Origin of the sequence: Streptomyces lydicus, assembly GCF_001729485.1 — a bacterium.
Taxonomy (GTDB): Bacteria; Actinomycetota; Actinomycetes; order Streptomycetales; family Streptomycetaceae; genus Streptomyces; species Streptomyces lydicus_D.
On record NZ_CP017157.1, the window covers coordinates 5775167 to 5795321 of the forward strand.

The following is a 20155-nucleotide window of genomic DNA, read 5'->3' on the forward strand; positions in this document are numbered from 1 at the left end:
GCCGGCCCGTTACGGGGTGGGTGCGGGGTGGTGGGTGGCGGCGTATTCGGTGAGGAAGGCGGCCTCGGCGAGGAGGTGGCCGCGGAGTTCGGAGCGCAGCACGCGTTCGTCGGGGCCGTGCAGGTTGCAGAGGTTGTCCTCGGCCCCGAAGAGCAGGATCTCGGCGTTCGGGGCGGCCTCGGCGAGGCCGTTGACGAGGGGGATGGAACCGCCGCTGGCGCAGTGGACGGGGTCGGTGCCCCAGGCGCGACGCAGTGCGGTGCGGGCGGCGCGGTAGGCCGGGCCGTCGGTGGCGGCCTGGTAGCCGGGGCCGGCGTCGCCCGGGATGACGGTGAGCGGGATGCCGAACGGGCGCAGGCGCTGGAGGTGGCGGACGAGGGCGGCCTGGGCCTCCTGGGGGGCCTGCCGGGGGTGCACGCGGAGGTTGAGCTTGGCGCGGGCGTACGGGACGACGGCGGACGCGGCGCGGTCGACGGACGGCGCGTCCAGGCCGACGACGGTGAGGGCGGGGCCGCTCCAGAGGCGTTCGCCGAGGCCGCCGGAGCCGGGGAGCGGGGTGCCGGGGATGACGCCGGCGAGTTCGCGGAACTCCTCCTCGGTGAGGGCGGTGCCGTGCCAGGGCTCCCGGCGCAGCCCTTCGACGGCGACGTCGCCGTGGACGTCGTGGAGGGTGCCGAGCGCCTTGAGGAGGGTGAGCAGGGCCGTCGGGGGCGGCGCCGCCGTACTCGCCGCTGTGGACCGCGGAGTTGAGGGTGCGGACCTCGACGTGGACGACGGCGGAGCCGCGCAGCGCGGTGGTGAGGGTGGGGATGCCGGGCCGGATGTTGCCGGTGTCCGCGATGATCATCGCGTCGCAGGCGAAGAGGTCGGGTTCGCGGGGCGGATACGTCTCGAAGGCGCTGCCGTACTCCTCCTGGCCCTCGAAGACGATCTTGATGCCGACGGGCGGACGCCCTTTGTAGGCCCGCAGCACGCCGATGTGGGCCATGAGGTTGGCCTTGTCGTCGGCGATGCCGCGGGCGCGGATCGCGGGGCCGCCGTCCGGTTCCCTGAAGTCGGTGGGTTCGAAGGGCTCGGAGGTCCACAGCCGCTCGTCGCCGGGCGGCTGGACGTCGTAGTGGCCGTAGAGCAGGACGGTGGGAGCGCCGGGGGTGGGTGGCGGGATGCTCCCGGTGATGACGGGGGCGGTGGCGGGGAGGTTGAGCTCTCCGACGGTGGCCACGCCGGCGTCCCTGAGCAGGGCGACGAGCAGGTCGCGGGCCTGGAGGACCGGTTCGGGCGAGAAGCCGGGGAAGGCGATGGAGGGGATGGCCGCGAGCCGCTTGAGGTCCGCGCACACCCCGTCCATCAGGGCGTCCACGGTGGACTCCAGGGTGGCGGCGGGCGCGCCGACGCCCGGGACGTGCGGGTCGTTGGCTTCCTGGTTCACCGCGGAACCCCTCTCCTCGGCGCCGCCGGTGCGCGCACCTCGACATCGTCGTCCGACCTGACGTTGAGTCAGGCGTGGGGCAGCATATCGGGATGGAAGGGATGTATGGGGTGGTCGCGCCGGGGGACGGGGTGTGGGGGCGGCCCGCGGGGCGGCGCGTCGAGGGCGTGCGGTGCCGGTGAATTGCCTGGTCACGGCGGGGCGGGACTACGTTTATAGTGAACGCGCACTATGGACGTAGTAGGTCCGGCAGGACGAGAGGGGCGTACGGGGTGGCACGTCGGCGGGAGCAGGTTCTGGACGCGGCGCTGGAGGTCCTCGGAAGCGAGGGGGCGCGGCGGCTCACCTATCAGGCCGTGGACACCGCGGCCGGAGTCCCGTCCGGTACGACCTCCAACTACTTCCGCAACCGGGCGGCGCTGGTCGACGGCCTCGTCGACCACCTGCTGACCCTGGAGCACCACGACTGGGAGCGCGTCACCGCGGGGGCCGCGCCGACCGACGTCGGCGAACTCGCCGATGAGGTCACCCGCTTCCTCCGGTACGCGACCGGCCCCGCGCGGGCCAGGACCGCCGCCCGCTTCACCCTCCGCCTGGAGTCCACGGCCCGGCCCGAACTGCGCGCGGCGCTCGCCCGCGGCCGGGAGGCCGCCACCGACCGGGGCACCGAGTGGCTGCGACACCTCGGTTCGGCCACGCCGCGCCGGCACTGCGAGATCCTCCTCGACCACCTGGACGGGGCCGCGTTCCGCCAACTCACCTTCCCGGCGGATGACTTCGACCCGCGGCCGGGGATCCACGGGCTGCTCAACGGGCTGCTGGGCTGAGCAACTGCCGCCCTGTCGGGTGGTGTTGAGCGCGGGGGGCGGGGCCGTCGCGTCGCCCGCCCGGCGGTTGTGACGTCCCGCGCCGGCTCGTTCCGACGGCTATGCGCCACCCCTCAAGTCTGGTAGGAAAGCTTCCTAACGATTGGGGAACCCCCCACGGCTCGCTCCGAACTGGAGGACTGACTCCATGCGCACCCGATCGATAGGCAGCACCCTGCCCAGGACAGCCACCCGCGTCGCCCTCGGCCTCGCCCTGCTCGCCGTACCCGCGACCGCCGTCGCCACCACTGCCGGACCGGCCGGCCACCCGGCCCCGGCCACCGCGCACGCCGCTCCGCACGCCGTACGGGCCGCGACCGGCCTCGACGACCCGGCGAAGAAGGAGATCGCGATGCAGCTGGTCTCCAGCGCCGAGAACTCCTCGCTGAACTGGAAGGCCCAGTACAAGTACATCGAGGACATCGGTGACGGCCGCGGCTACACGGGCGGGATCATCGGCTTCTGCTCCGGCACCCACGACATGCTCGAACTCGTCGAGCTCTACACGCAGCGCAAGCCCGGCAACGTCCTGGCCAAGTACCTCCCGGCGCTGCGCAAGGTCGACGGCAGCGACTCGCACGAGGGCCTGGACCCCAACTACACCAAGGACTGGAAGAAGGCCGCCCAGGACCCCGCGTTCCAGCAGGCCCAGAACGACGAGCGGGACCGGGTGTACTTCAACCCCGCGGTCAAGCAGGGCAAGGCCGACGGCATCGGTGTGCTGGGCCAGTTCGCGTACTACGACGCGATCGTGATGCACGGTGACGGCAACGATCCGACCAGCTTCTCCGGCATCCGCAAGCGGGCGCTGGCCAAGGCCAAGCCGCCGGCCCAGGGCGGCGACGAGAAGACCTGGCTCAACGCCTTCCTCGACGCCCGGGTCTGGGCGATGAAGCAGGAGGAGGCGCACAGCGACACCAGCCGGGTCGACACCGCACAGCGGGTGTTCCTCCAGAAGGGCAACCTCGATCTGCACACCCCGCTGGACTGGAAGGTGTACGGGGACAGCTACCACATCGGCTGATCCGCCCGTCGCGGCCCGCCGCGCAGCGCAACGGCCCGTAGGAGGAGCGTGGTTGACGCTCTCCTACGGGCCGGCGCGCTGTCCGGGGTCAGTGCGCGGGGGCCGACGCGGTCTCGTCGGTGTCGTCCACCGCGCCGCGGTCGGGCTGGAGCGGAATCTGCGGGTCGCCGCCGGGCGCGAGGGCCTCCGCCCCCTCCTGCGTCCTGCTGCCGAAGTGGTTGAAGGCGAGGTTGAGGACGATGGCGACCAGACAGCCGGTGCTGATGCCGGAGTCCAGGACGACCAACAGGTCCTTGGGGAGGTTGTGGTAGAAGTCCGGCGCGGCGATCGGGATCAGTCCGATGCCGACGGCGGCCGCGACGATCAGCGCGTTGTCGCCCTTCTCCATCGCGGCGGAGGCCAGCGTCTGGATGCCGCTGGCGGCCACCGACCCGAAGAGCACGATGCCCGCGCCGCCCAGGACCGGCAGCGGGACCAGCGAGATGACCGAGGCGGCCACCGGACACAGCCCCAGCACGACCAGGATCACACCGCTGGTCGCCACGACGAAGCGGCTGCGCACCTTGGTCATCGCGACCAGGCCGATGTTCTGCGCGAAGGCGCTGTTGGCGAAGCCGTTGAAGAGCGGGCTGACGGCGGTGCCGAGGGTGTCGGCGCGCAGTCCGCCCTCGATGGTGCGCTCGTCGGCCGGGCGGCCGACGATCTTCCCGAGGGCGAGCATGTCGGCCGTCGACTCGGTCATGCAGACCAGCATCACGATGCACATCGAGACGATCGCGGCGACGTCGAACTGCGGGGCGCCGAAGTGGAAGGGCGTCGGGAAGCCGAGGATGTCGGCCTTGGTGAGGGCGGAGAAGTCGGTGATGCCGACGGGTATCGCGATCAGGGTGCCGGCTACCAGGCCGAGCAGGATCGCGATCTGCTGGAGGAAGCCGCGCAGCACCCGGCGCAGCACCAGCACGATCAGGAAGGTCAGGGCCGCCATGCCGATGTTGGTCAGGGAACCGTAGGCGGGGTCCCGGGAGTTGCCTCCTTGGGACCAGTTGAACGCGACGGGGAGCAGCGAGACACCGATCAGGGTGATGACGGTGCCGGTGACCACCGGCGGGAAGAAGCGTACGAGCTTGGAGAAGTAGGGGGCGAGCAGGAAACCGAGCACACCGGCGACGATCACCGCGCCGAAGATGATCGGCAGGGCGTTGTGGGGGCTCTGCGCCTTGCCGATGGCGACCATGGGGGTGACACCGGCGAACGAGACGCCGTTGACGAACGGGAGCTTGGCGCCGACCTTCCAGAAGCCGAGGGTCTGGAGGAGGGTGGCGATACCGGCGGTGAAGAGGCTGGCGCCCATCAGGAAGGCGGTCTCGGTGGCGCTCAGCCCGCAGGCCGGCCCCACGATCATCGGTGGGGCCACCACGCCCGCGTACATCGCGGCCACGTGCTGGAGGCCGCTGGTGAACATCTTGAAGGGCGGGAGGGTCTCGTCGACCGGGTGCTTCCGGTCCGCCTCCGACTTCTGCCCGGTAATTGCGGCCACTGCGGGCCTCCTGTCGATTTCTGCAGCGCCGGGGCCGGCGGTGCGAGGCTGTCACGGAGGGGTGCCATGTGGTGCGTGGTGCGAGAAGTCGCCTGGTGAGCGTGTGGTGCGGGCGGCGCTTGTGGCGCGTCAACGGCGGTGCGGAGGTCGACCGGCCCGGGGCGCGAGGGATCCCGCGCCCCGGGGTCCGGCTTCTTGTGGATCCCGCTCGGATCCACAAGATCGGCCGGGAGCCGTCCCTCCCGGCCGAGTCTGGGGTGGCGTCGGTCGTGGACCGCGCCGAAGGGGTCAGCCCTCGGCGGCGATACGGGCCAGACGCTGTGCCTCGGCCCGCGCGGTGCGGGCGATGGCGTCCTCGTCGACGTTCGTGAGGTGGTTGTCCTCGACGACCGGCTTGCCGCCCACGAGGGAGAGGGTGATCGGTGCGGCCGCGCCGAAGACCAGCGCGGTGACCGGGTCGGCGATGGAGGAGTGGCCGAGGCCGTCCAGCTTCCACAGCACCAGGTCGGCGAGCTTGCCGGCCTCCAGCGAGCCGATCTCGGCGGTCCGGCCGAGGACCTGCGCGCCGCCGTAGGTGCCGAGCCGCAGCGCCTTGCGGGCGTTGAGGGCGGCCTCCTTGTGGGGACCGAGGCGGTTGATCAGCAGGGCGTTGCGCAGCTCGGTGTGGAGTTCGCCGGACTCGTTCGAGGCGGTGCCGTCGACGCCGAGGCCGACCGGGACGCCGGCCGCGAGCATGTCGGGGACGCGGGCGATGCCGGCCGCCAGCCGCGCGTTCGAGGAGGGGCAGTGCGCCACGCCGGTGCCCGTGCGGGCGAAGGCGGCGATGTCGGAGTCGTTCATGTGGACGCAGTGCGCCATCCACACGTCGTCACCGAGCCAGCCGGTCGACTCGAAGTAGTCGGTCGGGCCCATGCCGAACAGCTCGTGGCAGAACTTCTCCTCCTCCACGGTCTCCGAGCCGTGGGTGTGCATCCGTACGCCCTTGCGGCGGGCCAGTACGGCGCCTTCCCGCAGGAGCTCGGTGGAGACGGAGAACGGCGAGCAGGGCGCCACGGAGATGTGCACCATCGAGCCGAAGGAGGCGTCGTGGTGCTTGTCGACGGCTTCCTCGGTGGCCAGCAGGGCGCCCTCGGTGGTCTCCACGGCGAAGTCCGGGGGCAGCCCGCCGTCCTTCTCGCTGCGGTCCATCGAGCCGCGGGCCAGGGTGATCCGGGCACCGATCTCGGCGGCCGCGGCCAGCTCGGCGGCGACCAGGTCGCCGGAGCCCTGCGGGAAGACGTAGTGGTGGTCGGAGGCGGTGGTGACGCCGCCCTTGACCATCATGCCCAGCGAGCCCTGGGTGGCCGCGGCGAGCATCGGGGCGTCGATGCGGGCCCAGGTCGGGTAGAGCGCGACCAGCCAGTTGAACAGGTTGTGGTCGGTGGCCAGGCCCCGGGTGATCCACTGGTAGAAGTGGTGATGGGTGTTCACCAGGCCGGGGGTGACCAGGTGTCCGGTGCCGTCGACCCGGCGGACGACGTTCTCCAGCCCCTCGGGTGCCTTGCCCGCGCCGATGGACTCGATGATGTTGCCGGCGACGACGACATGGCCGGTGGCGTACTCGGTGTCGTCGGCGTCGACGGTCGCGATCGCACAGTTCTCGATGACGATGCGCTGGGCTGCCGATGGTGCCATCGTGCTTCCTCTTTCCGGTGATGGTGTGGGCACGGCAGGACCCTAGGAGGATTTGAGTGCCGGAACCGTGGAACGACTCCGGGTGCCGAGATGGTGGAAGAAGAGATTGAGCAGGACCGCGACCAGGGCTCCGGCACTGATTCCGGAGCCGAGCACGGTCTGTGCCCAGGCGGGGAAGTCCGCGTAGAAGGTCGGCGCGGCGAGCGGGATGATGCCTGCGCCGAGCGACACGGCCACCAGGATGATGTTGGAGCTGTCGTCGAGACCGGCCTCGGAGAGCGTACGGATACCGCTGACCGCGATCGACCCGAACAGGACGATACCCGCGCCGCCGAGCACCGGCATCGGCACCAGGGAGACCACGGCGCCCAGGACGGGGAAGGCACCGAGGACCAGGAGGGTGGCGCCGGCGAGCGCGACGACGTAGCGGCTGCGCACGCGGGTCAGCGAGACCACCCCGACGTTCTGCGCGAAGGCGCTGGTCGGGAAGCCGCCGAAGACCGGGCCGAGCAGGGTGGCGATGCCGTCGGTGCGCAGTCCGCGGGTGAGGGTGGTGCCGGTGGTCGGGCGGTCGCAGATCTCGCCGAGGGCGAGCATCCCGGCCGCCGACTCCGTCATCAGCACCAGCATCACGATGCACAGCGAGAGGATCGCGGCGGGCTGGAACTCCGGCGGGCCGAAGGCGAACGGGGTGGGCAGCGCGGCGACCGGGGCCGAGCGCAGCCCGTCGAAGCTCGCCATCCCGAACGGGATCGCCGCGAGCGTGCCGACGACCAGGCCGATCAGCAGCGCGATCTGCTTGACGAAGCCCTGGGTGAAGCGCTGGATGAGCAGGATCACCACGAGAGTGAAGGCGGCGAGGGCCAGGTTGCTCATGTCGCCGAAGTCGGCGGCGCGCCTGTCGCCGCCCTGTGCCCAGCCGACCGGTACGGGCATCAGCGTGACCCCGATGAGGGTGATCACGACGCCGGTGACCAGGGGCGGGAAGAAGCGCAGCAGTCTGCCGAAGAACGGTCCGACGGCGAGGCAGAAGACCCCGGCGACCATCACCGCCCCGTAGATGGCGGGGAGTTGGTGGCCTTTGGCGGTGGTCTCGGCGATGGCGAGCATCGGTGTGATGCCGGCGGAGCTGGCCGCGTTGACGAACGGCAGGCGGTTGCCGGCGAACGTACGGACGCCGAGCGTCTGCAGGAGCGTGGCGAGCCCGGCGATGAGCAGGCCGGCGGCGATCAGCCGGGTCCGGCCCGCGGCGTCCAGGCCGACGGCCTGGCCGATGATGAGCGGAGGGGTGACGACACCCGCGTACATGGCGGCGATGTGCTGCAGCGCGGCTGGGACGAGCCGCTTGGCCGCCGGCTTCTCGTCCACCGGGTGGACCGCGGGCGGGGGGTGGTGCGGGACTTGCGATGGCTGTGCCATGGGTCGTTCCCCTCAGGATCCGCGTCCCCTCCCCGCTGCGGGGTGGGGAGGGGACGCGAGGCACGGCGTTGCGTCGGAGCCGCTCAGAGGTTCGTCAGATCCACCGGGATCGCGGGCTCGACACCGTCGCGCAGAACAGTGGCTTCGATCAGGCCGTACGGGCGGTCCGCCGCGTAGTAGACCTCGTTGTCGTTCTTGAGCCCGAACGGCTCCAGGTCCACCAGGAAATGGTGCTTGTTCGGGAGCGAGAACCGCACCTCGTCGATCTCGGAGCGGTTGTTGATGATGCGCGAACCCATCTGGTACAGGGTCTGCTGGAGGGAGAGGCTGTAGGTCTCGGCGAAGGCGTGCAGCATGTGCTTCTTCACCTGCTCGTACGAACGCTCCCAGTTGGGCATCCGCTGGTCGTCGTCGGTCCAGTTGAACCGCCAGCGGCCCGATACCTCGGTGGCCAGGATGCGGTCGTAAGCCTCCTTCAGCGTCGTGTACTTGTCCTTGATGTATCCCCAGAACTCCGAGTTGGTGGAGTTCATCACCACGAGGTCCTTCAGACCGGAGATGACCTGCCACCGCTCACCGTCGTAGGTGATCTCGGTCAGGCGGGTCTCCTGGCCCTTGCGGACGAAGGAGTGCTTGACCTCGTCGGAGCCGATGAAGCGGGAGTTGGCGTCGGAGGTCTCGATCCGCTCCCAGGCGTACTCCTCGATGCGGATCCGGGCCCGGTGGATCGGCTCCTGGCTGGTCACGAAGTGCCGGGCCAGATGGATGCCGAACTGCTCGGCCGACTCGATCCCGTACTCCTTGGCGAAGGCGTACACGGTGTTCTTGGTCGTGTCGGTGGGCAGGCAGTGGGCGTTGGAACCGGAGAGGTGGACCTCCTCCAGGTCGCCGGAGAGCGCGACGGAGACGTTGAGGTCCTTGATGTGGTGGGTGTCGCCGTCGCGGGTGATCTTGACGACGCGGTTTTCCGCTTTGCCGTACTGGTTCTGGCCGAGAATCGTGGGCATGTCGGTGCTAGCTCCCTCGGTATACGGAGTAGCCGAACGGGTTGAGCAGCAGCGGTACGTGATAGTGCTCGCCCGGCTTGACGGCAAAGGTGATTGCCACCTCCGGGAAGAAAGCTCCGCTGTCCCTTACGCGGGGGGCGTCCTGCTGTTCCTCGGCTTGCTTGTCGGAACTGTGCTGATGGGAAACGAAGTACGCCTCGGTCTCGAAGTCGAGGCGCACGTGGGTGGTGCCTTCCGGCAGTGCCGGCAGGTCCTTGCAGCGCCCGTCCGCGTCGGTCTTGGACGCGCCGTGGGCGGTCCAGGTGCCGTCGCTGCCGGAGCGCACCGAGAGCGTGAGGGCGACACCCTCCGCGGGGCGGCCCACGCTGGTGTCCAGGATGTGCGTGGACACCGACGTCCGTGCAGCCGTCTCGCTGCTCATGCTGCGTCTCCTTCTGCGTGTTCCGCGATACGGGTCAGGCGAATGCGGTTGATCTTGCCGAGCTCCACACGAACGATCTCTCGTTCCTGTTCCGGCGTGTTGTCGATCCGGTTACGGACCGCATCGCGCATCTGCTCCCCGGTACGGCCGGAGGCGCAGATCAGGAAGACGTGCCCGAACTTCTCCTGGTAGGCCAGGTTGAGTTCGAGCATCTCCGTCCTGAGCTCGTCGGAGGCGCCGGCCATCCCGCTCTGCTCGCGGGACGAGGTCGGGTCTCCGGGCTTCGGCCGGCCGATGGGCGGGTGCCCGGCCATCGCCTCGGCCAGATCCTCCGCGGTCAGCTCGGCCGTGGCGGCGTCGCTGGCGGTGAACAGGGCGTCGGTGGTGGCGTAGGGGCGCCGGGCGAGGACCTTGCTCCCCCAGGCCCGGCTGGCACACACCTCGTGCAGGACGGCCCGTGCCGTACTGTCATCGGCGGTGTTGAACCGGGCGAGCCCCGACGGGGGCTCGGGGGTGACCCCCGTCGAACGCTGGGTGGTCGAAGACACGGGAAGCCTCCGTGGCCTGGTGCTGGACAGCTCTGCTTGGCTGGAAACAGCTAAGACCCCCGGCAACATCACGTCAACACTTTGTTGAAAACTCGGCGACACAAAAGCCGCCGTCCGGGGTTGCGGGACGGCGGCTTCGGCGGCCGGAGCGGGAATCTCGGACCGTTCGCCTCAGTCGGCGTCCTTCGCGGCATTCTCCCTGTTCAAGTAGTTGTAGACGGTGAAACGGCTGACGCCCAGGGCGCCGGCCACGGTCTCGACACCGTGCCGCACCGAGAAGGCGCCCCGCGTCTCCAGGATGCGCACCACCGACTGTTTGGTCTTGCGGTCCAGCTCCGCCAGCGGCATGCCGTGCCGGCGCTGGAGCTCGGCCAGGATGTGGTCGAGCGAATCCGACAGGTGCGGGAGCCGTACGGCCACCCGGTCCTGCCCCTCCCACGCGAGGACGACGTCGTCACCCTGGGCCAGGTCGGGGGCGATCATCTGTCCGCCCATCGCGTCCACCAGCGGCTTGACCGCCTGGACGAACGGGTGGTCGGCGGGCTCGGTCACGTCGCGTCCCCCTCGCCCCGCCCGGCTTCCCCGATCACGTTGACCTGCAGGGAGACCCGGGTGGCACCCGCCCGCAGGGATTCGCGCAGCAGCGCGGAGACCGCTCCGAGCACCTGCTCGGCATCCCCCTCGGCCGTGTTGCCGAACGGGCCGACGTCGACGGCGTCCAGCTCGGCACCGGTGACGACGTCCCGGGCCACCACCGCATGCTCCGGTGCCTCGTCCAGATCGAACGGTTCCGTCGTGAACTCAACTCTCAATCGCACGTCGCTCAACCTACGCGCGGTTCGGCCCGCCCACCAGAAATTGCCTCTAGGCCCTCTTGACAGCCTCCGAGCCCGCCGGGCAGTGTTCCGTTAAGCAGAAAAACAGTTCCACTATCCGGAAGGAGTGCCGCTCTTATGGGTTTCCCGGACACGCGCTTCAACGTCAATCTGTCGATCCTGTTCACCGAGCTTGCGTTGCTGGAGCGGCCGGCGGCCGCGCGGGCGGCGGGGTTCACGGCGGTGGAGTTGTGGTGGCCGTGGGTGGATGCCCCGGTGCCGGAGGCGTCGGAGCTGGCGGCGCTGCGGGCGGCGTTGGAGGATGCCGGGACGCGGTTGGTGGGGTTGAACTTCTACGCGGGGCGGTTGCCGGGTCCGGACCGGGGGGCGTTGTCGATTCCGGGGGAGGAGTCGGAGCGGTTTCGTGCGAATGTGCCGGTGGCGGTGGAGTTCGCCCGTTCGCTGGGGTGCACGAGCTTCAACGCCCTGTACGGCAACCGCGTCGAGGGCGTCTCGAGCGAGGAGCAGGACCGGCTGGCGTTGGAGAACCTGGCCTTCGCCGCGCGTGCGGTGGCCGAGGTCGAGGGCACGTTGCTGATCGAGGCGCTCAACGCCCCGGAGTCGCCGGCCTGCCCGATCGTCTCGGCGCCCAGGGCGATCGAGGTCGTCGACGCGGTGAACGCGGCGACCGGGCTGGACAACGCCCGCTTCCTGATGGATCTGTACCACCTGTCGATGAACGGCGAGGACCTGGAGGAGGTCATCGACCGCTACACCGGCAAGACCGCCCATGTGCAGATCGCGGACAACCCCGGCCGCGGCGCCCCCGGCACCGGGCAGCTGGACTTCGACGCCCTGCTCACGCGGCTGACCAAGGCCGACTACGACGGCTTCATCGGCCTGGAGTACAAGCCGGGCGACGCACCCAGCGCCGACGCCTTCACCTGGCTGCCCGCCGACCGGCGCGCCGCCGAGTAACCGGCGCGCCGCGAAGCAACCGGCGAACCGGCGCGCTTGCCCCTGCGCGTGTCGCGCGTTTTTGACCAGCACGTTTTTCGAAAGGCATCTGATGAGCACCCTTCCCAAGATTGCGTGGATCGGTCTGGGCATCATGGGCTCGCCCATGGCCGAGAACCTGATCAAGGCCGGCTACGCCGTGACCGGCTACACCCTGGAGGCCGACAAGCTGGAGCGGCTGGCGCAGGCCGGCGGCACCGCGGCCGGCTCGATCGCCGAGGCGGTCAAGGACGCCGACATCGTGATCACCATGGTCCCGGCCTCCCCGCAGGTCGAGGCCATCGCCTACGGCCCCGACGGCATCGTGGACAACGCCAAATCCGGCGCGCTGCTGATCGACATGTCCTCGATCACCCCGCAGACCTCCATCGACCTGGCCAAGGCCGCCGGCGACAAGGGCATCCGCGTGCTGGACGCCCCCGTCTCCGGTGGTGAGGCCGGCGCCGTCGAGGCCGTGCTGTCGATCATGGTCGGCGGTCAGCAGGCCGACTTCGACGCCGCCCGCCCCGTACTGGAGGCCCTGGGCAAGACCATCGTGCTGTGCGGCCCGCACGGCTCCGGCCAGACCGTCAAGGCCGCCAACCAGCTCATCGTCGCCGTCAACATCCAAGCCTGCGCCGAAGCGGTGGTCTTCCTGGAGAAGTCCGGCGTCGACCTCGCCGCCGCCCTCGACGTCCTGAACGGCGGCCTGGCCGGCTCCACCGTCCTGACCCGCAAGACCGACAACTTCAAAAACCGCGACTTCAAGCCCGGCTTCCGCATCGACCTGCACCACAAGGACATGGGCATCGTCACCGACGCCGCCCGCACCGTCGGCGCCGCCCTGCCCGTCGGCTCCCTCGTCGCCTCCCTCGTCGCCTCCCTGCGCGCCCAGGGCGACGGCGGCCTGGACCACTCCGCCCTCCTGCGCGGCGTCGAACGCCTCTCCGGACACACCACCGAAAGCTGAGAACCGTGGCGGCGCAGCGGATTCCCGCCATACGGGCGGCCGTCCAGATCATGCGGGACGAGGGCGTGGAGATCGTCTTCGGCTGCCCCGGTGCCGCGCTCCTCCCGCTCCACGCGGCGATGACGGAGGCCGGCGGCATCGAGCAGCTGTCGGTGCGCCACGAAGAGGCCGCCGCGCACATGGCGGACGGCTGGGCCCGTACGAGCGGGAAGGTCGGCATCGCCGCGGTGCCCGCGGGCCCCGGGGCGGCACGGCTGGTCACCGGGCTGTACGCGGCCCAGCGGGACGCGGTCCCCCTGGTGTGCCTCACCGGTCGGGAGGGGGCCGGTCCGGGGTCGGGCGGCCGGCTGCGCCACGCGGGCTTCCGGCCGCCGGACCTCCTCCGGCTGGCCGGGGCGGTCACCAAGCGCGCCGAGCGGATCGAGGATCCAGCCCGGATTCCGGGAGCCTTCCGTGAGGCGTTCCGGATCGCGCGGGACGGCCGCCCCGGCCCGGTCCTGATCGACGTCCCGGCCGACCTGGCCGCGACGGAGATCGTCCACGACGCCGGGCACACCGCCGGGTCCGGATTCCGGCCCCCGCAGGCCGGGACCCCGCGGGCGGTCGCCGGGCACGCCGTTCCGGCCGGGGACACCGGCCCCGCGCCCGCCGCCGTCGCGGAGATCGCCGATGCCTTCGGGCCGGACGCGTACGTGGTCAGCGGCGCGGCCGGTCCCTGTGCCCGCAGCGGTCCTCCCGGTTGGGAGGTGCCCGCCGCGATCGGGGTGCGCAAGGCCCTGGACTCCCGGGGTGAGCGGGACGCCGAGGTCGTGGTGGTCGTCGACGGTCACGACTGGGCGTTCATGGCCGGGGAACTGGCCGCCGCGGCCCGGTACGAGGTGCCGTTCGTACTGGTCACGCTCACCCCTCCCGGCCAGGACGCGGACTTCACGGATGCCGTGAAGCTCGTCGAGGCGTACGGCTGCGCAGGCCGGCGCCTCACCGGTCCGGCCGACCCCGCGGAGCTCCGCTCGGTGACCGAGTGGGCCCGCAAGGAAGCCGTCTCCACACGGCGCCCGGTCCTCATGGAGGTCCGGCCCGCCTGACGGCCTCCCCCGAGCTTCCGGGCGGTGGCTGCGCTGACACCTGTCCTGTCGCGCCCAGGCGCGGCCGCCGTCCGGAATACCCCTCGTTACCGCCCAGGTTTGTTTCAACAAACTGTTGACGTTTGGTCGGAGCCCTTCTTACGCTCCGACATGCGGAAGCCAACTTCCGCGCTCTCGTACGGAAGGTCACCATGTCGAAGCCCACGCCGACGGCGCGCGTTCTCACTACGGAGGCTGGCGCCCCCGTCGCCGACAACCAGAACTCCTCAACCGCCGGCGTCGGCGGCCCGATCATCCTCCAGGACCAGCACCTGCTGGAGAAGCTCGCCCGCTTCAACCGCGAGCGCATCCCGGAGCGCGTCGTGCACGCCCGCGGCTCGGGCGCGTACGGGTACTTCGAGGTGACCGACGACGTCACGGCCTTCACCCGGGCCGACTTCCTGAACACCGTCGGCAAGCGGACCGAGACGTTCATCCGCTTCTCCACCGTCGCCGACAACCTCGGCGGCCCGGACGCGGCCCGCGACCCGCGGGGCTTCGCCCTGAAGTTCTACACCGAAGAGGGCAACTACGACCTCGTCGGCAACAACACCCCGGTGTTCTTCATCAAGGACCCGATCAAGTTCCCCGACTTCATCCACTCGCAGAAGCGCGACCCCTTCACGGGCAAGCAGGAAGCGGACAACGTCTGGGACTTCTGGGCGCACGCCCCCGAGGCCACCCACCAGATCACCTGGCTGATGGGCGACCGCGGCATCCCGGCCTCCTACCGCCACATGAACGGCTACGGCTCGCACACCTACCAGTGGACCAACGCCCAGGGCGAGTCCTTCTTCGTCAAGTACCACTTCAAGACGAACCAGGGCATCCGCTGCCTGAGCAGCGAGCAGGGCGCCGAGCTGGCGGGCAAGGACCCCAACAGCCACCAGACCGACCTGCTGCAGTCGATCGAGCGGGGCGTGTACCCCTCCTGGACGCTGTACGTGCAGGTCATGCCGGCGGCCGAGGCGGCCAACTACCGCTTCAACCCGTTCGACCTGACCAAGGTGTGGCCGCACGCCGACTACCCGCTGCAGCGGGTGGGCCGGCTGGTCCTGGACCGCAACCCCGACAACGTCTTCGCCGAGGTCGAGCAGTCCGCGTTCTCGCCGAACAACTTCGTGCCCGGCATCGGCCCGTCCCCGGACAAGATGCTGCAGGGACGGCTGTTCGCCTACGCCGACGCGCACCGCTACCGCCTGGGCGTCAACCACACCCAGCTGCCGGTGAACGCCCCGAAGGCGACCAAGGCCAACAACTACGGCCGCGACGGCCTCATGGCGACCAACGCCTACGACCGGCACGCCAAGAACTACGAGCCCAACTCCTACGACGGCCCGGCGGAGACCGGCCAGCCGCTCTCCGCGCCGCTCGCCGTCTCCGGCTACGTCGGCACCCACGAGGCCCCGGCGCACACCAAGGACGACGACTTCTTCCAGGCCGGTGAGCTCTACCGCCTGATGTCGCAGGACGAGAAGAAGCGCCTGGTCGACAACATCGCCGGCGGTCTGTCCCAGGTCAGCCGCGACGACGTGATCGAGAAGAACCTCGCCCACTTCCACGCGGCCGACCAGGACTACGGCAAGCGCGTCGAGGCGCGCGTCCGCGAGCTGCGCGAGGACTGACGGGAGGTCAGTTTCCTTGCGCATCCGTACCGGCCGGCCCGTTGAGGGGTGGTCGGCCGGTACGGAGAGGAAGCGCGAGCTCCGCGGTACACGGGGAGATTCCAGTGCGGTGGCAGTGCTCGTCCGACAAGGAAGGGCGAGCCGTCTCCCCCGCCGCGGAGCCCGCCTCCTCCCCCTTTCCCACCCCCGCCCAGACTCCGTCCGGCGGTGCGATGTCCCGTCGCGCCCAACTCTCGCACTGTCGGACGGGACCCACGGCACAGGGCCCGGAATCCGTACGGTCACGGATTCCGGGTCCTGTGCGTCGGCCCGCCCCGGGAGCGGACGCGATGCTCGGCCATGCGCCCCACGTGCGCCGTGGCTCCCCCTGCTTCTTCCGCGAGCCGGCGTTCTCGTCGCGATTCGGCCCCGGGCAACCGGCTTTGGCGAGACGATGGGGGCAGCGGCAGAATCGAGTGGACAGCCGCCCTACCCGCCAGGAGCCGACCATGGCCGACAGCGTGCCGGTGCGATGCCCCACGTGCCGCCGCGAGAACGCCTTCACCCCGCCCACCTTCCCGTGCGCGTGTGGTGCCCCGCTGACCATGCCCGTACTGCGCGGCGGAGTGCCGGTCGAGATACTCCACCGCACCTGGCAGGCGTCCTGGGTCGAGGTGCGCTGCGAGGTCTGCGGCCGGCAGGACGAGTGGCCGGCGCCGGAGTCCGGCTGCGCCTGCGGCACGGTCGTCCGGGTCCCGGTCGCCCCGGCACCCCCGCTGCCGGCGCCCAACTTCCCCTCGCCCGGCAGGCAGGCGCCCCGGCCCGCGCCGCCGGCGGCCACCGACGACCCGCCGCGCGCCATCCTGCGGCCCGCGTTCCGCCCGGTCACGATCCGTACGGCCCGCGACTGCGTCACCGCCGCCGAGCAGTATCTGAAGTGGCTGGGGTACACCGATGTGGCACGGACCCAGGAGCGGACCGCCTCCGGCGTCGACCTGCGCGGCACCGGCGTGGTCGCCCAGGTCGACCCCACCACCCGGGCCACCAAGCTGCGCGAGATCGAGTGCGTCTGGCTCAACGGCCTCAACGACTCGGCCCTCGCGGTCTTCTTCTCCCTGGCCGGCTATGCGCGTGACGCCCGGGCCCGCGCGGACGAGCTGCGTCTCCCGCTGTTCGTCATGGACCTCACGGGCACCCCGCAGCCGGTCAACGACCCCGCCGACGAACTGATCAAGTACGGCGCGGAAGGGCGCTGACGGGGGTGCGGCGCGCGGGCCCGTACCGGGTGGTCCGCTCCGCTCACGCGCCCGGGGACGCCGGCCCTGCTCACCCCGCCCACGTCGGGGTCCAGGTCCTGGTGCCGGACGGGCCGAACCGCCCGGAGCGGAGGTGTTCGCGGAGCGCGGCGAGCGCCGGGTGCGGGTTGTCGCGGTGCCAGACCAGCGAGTGCGGGTAGACCGGTGTCGGGTCGTGTACGGCGATCCGCCGCAGGCCGTGGTCGGCGGGCCAGACCAGGAGGGTCTGCTCGCCGACGAAGGTCGCCAGGGACCGGGAGTCGGCGATGGTGTCCAGCAGGGGCTCGGTGCCGAAGTCGGGGCCGGTGCTCTCGATGGTGAGCCCGAACGTGGCGGCGAGTGCCTCGTAGTAGCCGGCCCACTCGGTTCCGGGCACGAGGCCGGGCATCCAGATCCGGTGTCCGACGAGCTCCGCGGGCGTGACCTCACGAGCCGCGGCGAGCTCGTGGGCGGGCCCGGTGAGCAGCTGGATGGGCTCGTCGGAGACCCGGGCGACCCGGATGTCGTCGGGGAGCTGCCGGCCGGAGTGGGTGACGGCACGGAAGGACGCGTCGATCGTGCCGGACCGGACGGCGTCGATGGCCGCGTCGGCGTCGAAGAGGGTCACCACATCGAGCTCGACCTCGGGCTGCGCGCGGTGGAAGTCCCGCAGCAGGGCGGCCGGGGCGAGCCGTCGGCCGATCACGTCGACGCGCAGCGCGCGACGGCCGGGACGCACGGAGGCGAGTGCCCGCTCCTCGGCCCGTAGGAGGTCGCGGGCGTGGGGCAGGAACGCCTGGCCGTCGATGGTGAGCTTCGCCCCGCGCGCGGTGCGGGTGAACAGCCGCACGCCGAGGATCTTCTCCAGTGTGGCGATGCGTTTGGAGACGGCCTGCTGGGTGACCGACAATTCCGCGGCGGCGTCCTGGAACCGCCCCGCTTCCGCGGCGGCCACGAAGGTGCGCACAGCGTCCAGATCCACGCCGCCCAGGATATCTGCACAACGGATGGTTGTGTCTGCCTGGCTGATCGGTTGTTTGATCCGGGTATCCGCGAGCCGCTTTGATGCCGAGGGTCAGCGTGAGGTTGTTCGGATCGGGGGAGAGCGGCGTTGAGGACGACGGGTCGGCGGGCGTTGGGGCGGCAGTTCGGGTGGTTGTGGGCGGCGTTCGTCGTCAGCTCGTACGGCACCGGGCTCCGGTTCGGGGCGTTTCCCATGATCGCGGTCCTGCTGCTGCACTCCGGGCCGACCCAGGTGGCGGCGCTGGCCGCCGCTGGGCGGGCCGTGGGGGCGCTGGTCGCGGTGCCGCTCGGTCCGTGGGTGGAGTTCCGCCGCAAGCGGCCGGTCATGGTGGCGATGGACCTGGCCCGGTGCGCGGCGTTGCTGAGTGTCCCCGCCGCGTTCGCGCTCGGCCGGCTCAGCTTCGCCCAGCTCCTCGTCGTGTCCGTCGCCGTCGCCGCGGCGGACATCGCCTTCAGGGCGGCCAGCGGTGCGTATCTGAAGGCGCTCGTGCCACCGGAGGACCTGCTCGTCGCGAACGGCCGGTTCGAGTCCACGACGTGGACCGCGACGGTGGTCGGGCCGCCGCTGGGCGGTGCGGCGATGGGGATGTTCGGCCCGATGACGACCGTGGTGGCCGACGCGGTCAGCTACCTGCTCTCGGCGCTGGGCCTGCACGCCATCGGCGGGACGGAACCGCGCCCCGCGCGGGCCGGCGCGGCGCGGCTCCGCGCGGGCGAGCTGCTGGAAGGCTGGCGCTTCGTCCTCGGCCACCCCACGCTGCGCCCGCTGTTCTTCAACTCGATCGTGGTCAACGGCCTGATCATGGCGACCGAGCCGCTGCTCGCCGTACTGCTGCTGGGCCGTCTCGGGTTCGCGCCCTGGGAGTACGGTCTCGCGTTCGCGGCGCCGTGCATCGGTGGCCTGGTCGGCTCGCGGCTGGCACCCCGCCTCGTGGCGCGGTTCGGGCAGCACAAGGTGCTGTACACGGCCGGGCTGCTGCGTGCGTGCTGGTCCGTCGGATTGGCGTTCGTGCGGCCCGGTGTCCCCGGGCTCGTCCTCATCATGGTCGTCCAATTCGGCCTGGTGACCTGCTGCGGCCTGTTCAACCCGGTGCTGTCCACCTGCCGGCTCGACCACACCGCCACCGACCGGGTTGTCCGCACCCTGACGGCGTGGTCGGTCAGCAGCAGCGCCGCCATCGCCGCCCTGACCGCCGTGTGGGGCCTGCTGGCCGCCGCCATCGGCCCGCGCACCGCGATCGCGGTCGCCGGAGTCCTCCTCCTGGCCACCCCGCTGCTGCTCCCGCGCCGCGAGCACGCGCCGCTGGACACAAGGGAGCAGGCCGCGAGCCTCACCTGACACGCCGTACGTCGTGGGCGTCCCGGCTCCTGCCGGCCGAGCCGGCCCGGGGCCGGCGGTCAGGGACGTCCGCGCGACTGCTCCGGGTCCCTCACGGGTGGGTGGTGCGGGGCCGACGGAGGCGCGGTGAGGTCCAGCAACAGCAGGGCGTCGTGGTCGGGGGTGCCGGGTTCGGCGGTGTAGACGCCGAGACGCTGCCCCGGGGTGCCTTCCAGGTACATGGCCTGGGCGGTGAGGGTGAGCGTGCCGACCTGGGGGTGCTGGAAAGTCTTGTGGGCGGGTTTGCGGCCGGTCACGTCGTAGCGTTCCCAGAGTTTGGCGAAGTCGGGGCTCTTGAGGAGCAGCTCGCCGACGACGTGGGTGAGGTCGGGGGCGTCGGGAGCGGTGCCCGCGACGGCGCGCAGGCGGGAGACGCAGGCACGGACCTGGGTGTCCCAGTGGGGGAACAACTCGCGGGCGGCGGGGTGGAGGAAGAGGTAGCGGGCCAGGTTGCGTTGCGGCGCCGGCCAGTCGCCCAGCCCCGCGTACAGCGCGAGGCCGCCGGGATTCCAGGCGAGGACGTCCATGCTGCGGCTGAGGAGATAGGCCGGGTTGGGGCGCATCGTCTCCAGCAGCAGTTGGAGGTGGGGGCGCACGGTGCGGCTCGGGGCCGGGGGCGGTTCGGGTGCGTAGCGGGCGGCGCGGGCGGCGAGATCCCTCAGGTGCTGGTGTTCCTGGTCGTCGAGGTGCAGCGCCCGGGCGAGGGAATCGAGGACGGCGGGGCTGGGGCGGGTCTCCTTGCCGCGCTCCAGACGGACGTAGTAGTCGATGCTGATGCCGGCCAGGGTGGCCAGTTCCTCGCGGCGCAGCCCGGGAGTGCGGCGCAGCCCGGTGCCGGCGGTGAGGCCGACCTCGTCGGGGGTGGTCCCGGTGCGGCGGGCCCGCAGGAACCGGCCCAGCTGCGCGCCCTCACTGCCGGCGGTGGTGTGCTCCGATGCCATGGCTTCAGTGTCACACCGCGCTGACCTGGGAGGCAGTGCGGTGGGGGGCCCTGTCATTACCCCGAACGGCCCGGCCTGCCGGCGGGCACGGGAAAGCGCGACGGT

General features: G+C 71.2%; 20 protein-coding genes and 1 pseudogene. 9 read left to right on the top strand and 12 right to left on the bottom strand.

Annotation, left to right across the window (positions count from 1 at the left end):
- Nucleotides 1–9: 9 nt before the first annotated feature.
- Nucleotides 10–417 carry a hypothetical protein gene (locus tag SL103_RS39435; protein WP_347877862.1) on the bottom strand — a complete coding sequence of 136 codons (408 nt, stop codon included), beginning with the start codon at nt 415–417 and terminating at the stop codon, nt 10–12.
- Between SL103_RS39435 and SL103_RS39440 the strand changes: the two genes are divergently transcribed.
- Nucleotides 412–750 (top strand): hypothetical protein, encoded by a 339-nt coding sequence (locus tag SL103_RS39440; RefSeq protein ID WP_347877863.1) that lies wholly within the window; start codon nt 412–414, stop codon nt 748–750. The two genes, SL103_RS39435 and SL103_RS39440, sit on opposite strands and share 6 nt — an antisense overlap.
- A gap of 208 nt (nt 751–958) precedes the next feature.
- Here the strand turns inward: SL103_RS39440 and SL103_RS39445 are convergent.
- Nucleotides 959–1348: pseudogene (locus SL103_RS39445) on the bottom strand (M20/M25/M40 family metallo-hydrolase); the annotation flags it as partial.
- Between the two features lie 353 nt (nt 1349–1701).
- Here SL103_RS39445 and SL103_RS25160 point away from each other — a divergent pair.
- Nucleotides 1702–2256, top strand: a complete 555-nt coding sequence (locus SL103_RS25160; protein ID WP_069571213.1) for a TetR/AcrR family transcriptional regulator — start codon at nt 1702–1704, stop codon at nt 2254–2256.
- A gap of 187 nt (nt 2257–2443) precedes the next feature.
- Complete coding sequence (locus SL103_RS25165) at nt 2444–3319, top strand: chitosanase (RefSeq protein ID WP_069571214.1); 876 nt, start codon at nt 2444–2446, stop codon at nt 3317–3319.
- Nucleotides 3320–3407: 88 nt separating this feature from the next.
- On the opposite strand, the gene SL103_RS25170 is transcribed toward SL103_RS25165, so the two are convergent.
- From SL103_RS25170 to SL103_RS25205, 8 genes are all read right to left on the bottom strand, one after another.
- Nucleotides 3408–4856, bottom strand: coding sequence for a nucleobase:cation symporter-2 family protein (locus tag SL103_RS25170; RefSeq protein WP_069571215.1), 1449 nt, complete (start codon nt 4854–4856; stop codon nt 3408–3410).
- Between the two features lie 288 nt (nt 4857–5144).
- On the bottom strand, nt 5145–6530 hold the full coding sequence (locus SL103_RS25175) for an 8-oxoguanine deaminase (protein WP_069571216.1): 1386 nt from the start codon (nt 6528–6530) through the stop codon (nt 5145–5147).
- A 42-nt stretch (nt 6531–6572) separates the two neighbouring features.
- Nucleotides 6573–7949 carry a nucleobase:cation symporter-2 family protein gene (locus tag SL103_RS25180; RefSeq protein WP_069571217.1) on the bottom strand — a complete coding sequence of 459 codons (1377 nt, stop codon included), beginning with the start codon at nt 7947–7949 and terminating at the stop codon, nt 6573–6575.
- An 83-nt stretch (nt 7950–8032) separates the two neighbouring features.
- The gene (gene pucL / locus SL103_RS25185; RefSeq protein ID WP_069571218.1) at nt 8033–8956 is read right to left on the bottom strand and encodes a factor-independent urate hydroxylase; all 924 of its coding nucleotides are present in this window, start codon (nt 8954–8956) and stop codon (nt 8033–8035) included.
- A gap of 7 nt (nt 8957–8963) precedes the next feature.
- Entirely contained in the window at nt 8964–9377 is a 414-nt protein-coding gene (gene uraH / locus SL103_RS25190) for a hydroxyisourate hydrolase (RefSeq protein ID WP_069571219.1), read from the bottom strand.
- On the bottom strand, nt 9374–9925 hold the full coding sequence (gene uraD, locus SL103_RS25195; RefSeq protein WP_069571220.1) for a 2-oxo-4-hydroxy-4-carboxy-5-ureidoimidazoline decarboxylase: 552 nt from the start codon (nt 9923–9925) through the stop codon (nt 9374–9376). Before uraD ends, uraH begins: the two co-directional genes overlap by 4 nt.
- Nucleotides 9926–10096: 171 nt before the next feature.
- Nucleotides 10097–10477 (bottom strand): helix-turn-helix domain-containing protein, encoded by a 381-nt coding sequence (locus tag SL103_RS25200; RefSeq protein ID WP_069571221.1) that lies wholly within the window; start codon nt 10475–10477, stop codon nt 10097–10099.
- Nucleotides 10474–10743, bottom strand: a complete 270-nt coding sequence (locus SL103_RS25205; RefSeq protein ID WP_077193864.1) for a hypothetical protein — start codon at nt 10741–10743, stop codon at nt 10474–10476. The genes SL103_RS25200 and SL103_RS25205 overlap by 4 nt, the downstream gene beginning before the upstream one ends.
- 135 nt (nt 10744–10878) lie before the next feature.
- On the opposite strand from SL103_RS25205, the gene SL103_RS25210 reads away from it, so the two are divergent.
- From SL103_RS25210 to SL103_RS25230, 5 genes are all read left to right on the top strand, one after another.
- Nucleotides 10879–11718 (top strand): TIM barrel protein, encoded by an 840-nt coding sequence (locus SL103_RS25210; protein ID WP_069571223.1) that lies wholly within the window; start codon nt 10879–10881, stop codon nt 11716–11718.
- A 91-nt stretch (nt 11719–11809) separates the two neighbouring features.
- The gene (locus tag SL103_RS25215) at nt 11810–12706 is read left to right on the top strand and encodes a 2-hydroxy-3-oxopropionate reductase (protein WP_069571224.1); all 897 of its coding nucleotides are present in this window, start codon (nt 11810–11812) and stop codon (nt 12704–12706) included.
- Between the two features lie 5 nt (nt 12707–12711).
- The gene (locus SL103_RS25220; RefSeq protein WP_244304033.1) at nt 12712–13791 is read left to right on the top strand and encodes a thiamine pyrophosphate-binding protein; all 1080 of its coding nucleotides are present in this window, start codon (nt 12712–12714) and stop codon (nt 13789–13791) included.
- 191 nt (nt 13792–13982) lie between these two features.
- Nucleotides 13983–15455 carry a catalase gene (locus SL103_RS25225; protein WP_069571225.1) on the top strand — a complete coding sequence of 491 codons (1473 nt, stop codon included), beginning with the start codon at nt 13983–13985 and terminating at the stop codon, nt 15453–15455.
- A gap of 488 nt (nt 15456–15943) precedes the next feature.
- Nucleotides 15944–16690: a hypothetical protein gene (locus SL103_RS25230; protein WP_069571226.1), complete on the top strand. Its 747-nt coding sequence runs from the start codon at nt 15944–15946 to the stop codon at nt 16688–16690.
- 70 nt (nt 16691–16760) lie between these two features.
- Here SL103_RS25230 and SL103_RS25235 read toward each other — a convergent pair whose 3' ends face one another.
- A complete protein-coding gene (locus SL103_RS25235) occupies nt 16761–17690 on the bottom strand; it encodes a LysR family transcriptional regulator (RefSeq protein ID WP_069571227.1) in 930 nt (309 codons plus the stop codon).
- A gap of 129 nt (nt 17691–17819) precedes the next feature.
- Between SL103_RS25235 and SL103_RS25240 the strand changes: the two genes are divergently transcribed.
- The gene (locus SL103_RS25240) at nt 17820–19070 is read left to right on the top strand and encodes an MFS transporter (protein WP_069571228.1); all 1251 of its coding nucleotides are present in this window, start codon (nt 17820–17822) and stop codon (nt 19068–19070) included.
- A 59-nt stretch (nt 19071–19129) separates the two neighbouring features.
- On the opposite strand, the gene SL103_RS25245 is transcribed toward SL103_RS25240, so the two are convergent.
- On the bottom strand, nt 19130–20050 hold the full coding sequence (locus tag SL103_RS25245) for a helix-turn-helix transcriptional regulator (RefSeq protein WP_069571229.1): 921 nt from the start codon (nt 20048–20050) through the stop codon (nt 19130–19132).
- Between the last annotated feature and the right edge of the window lie 105 nt (nt 20051–20155).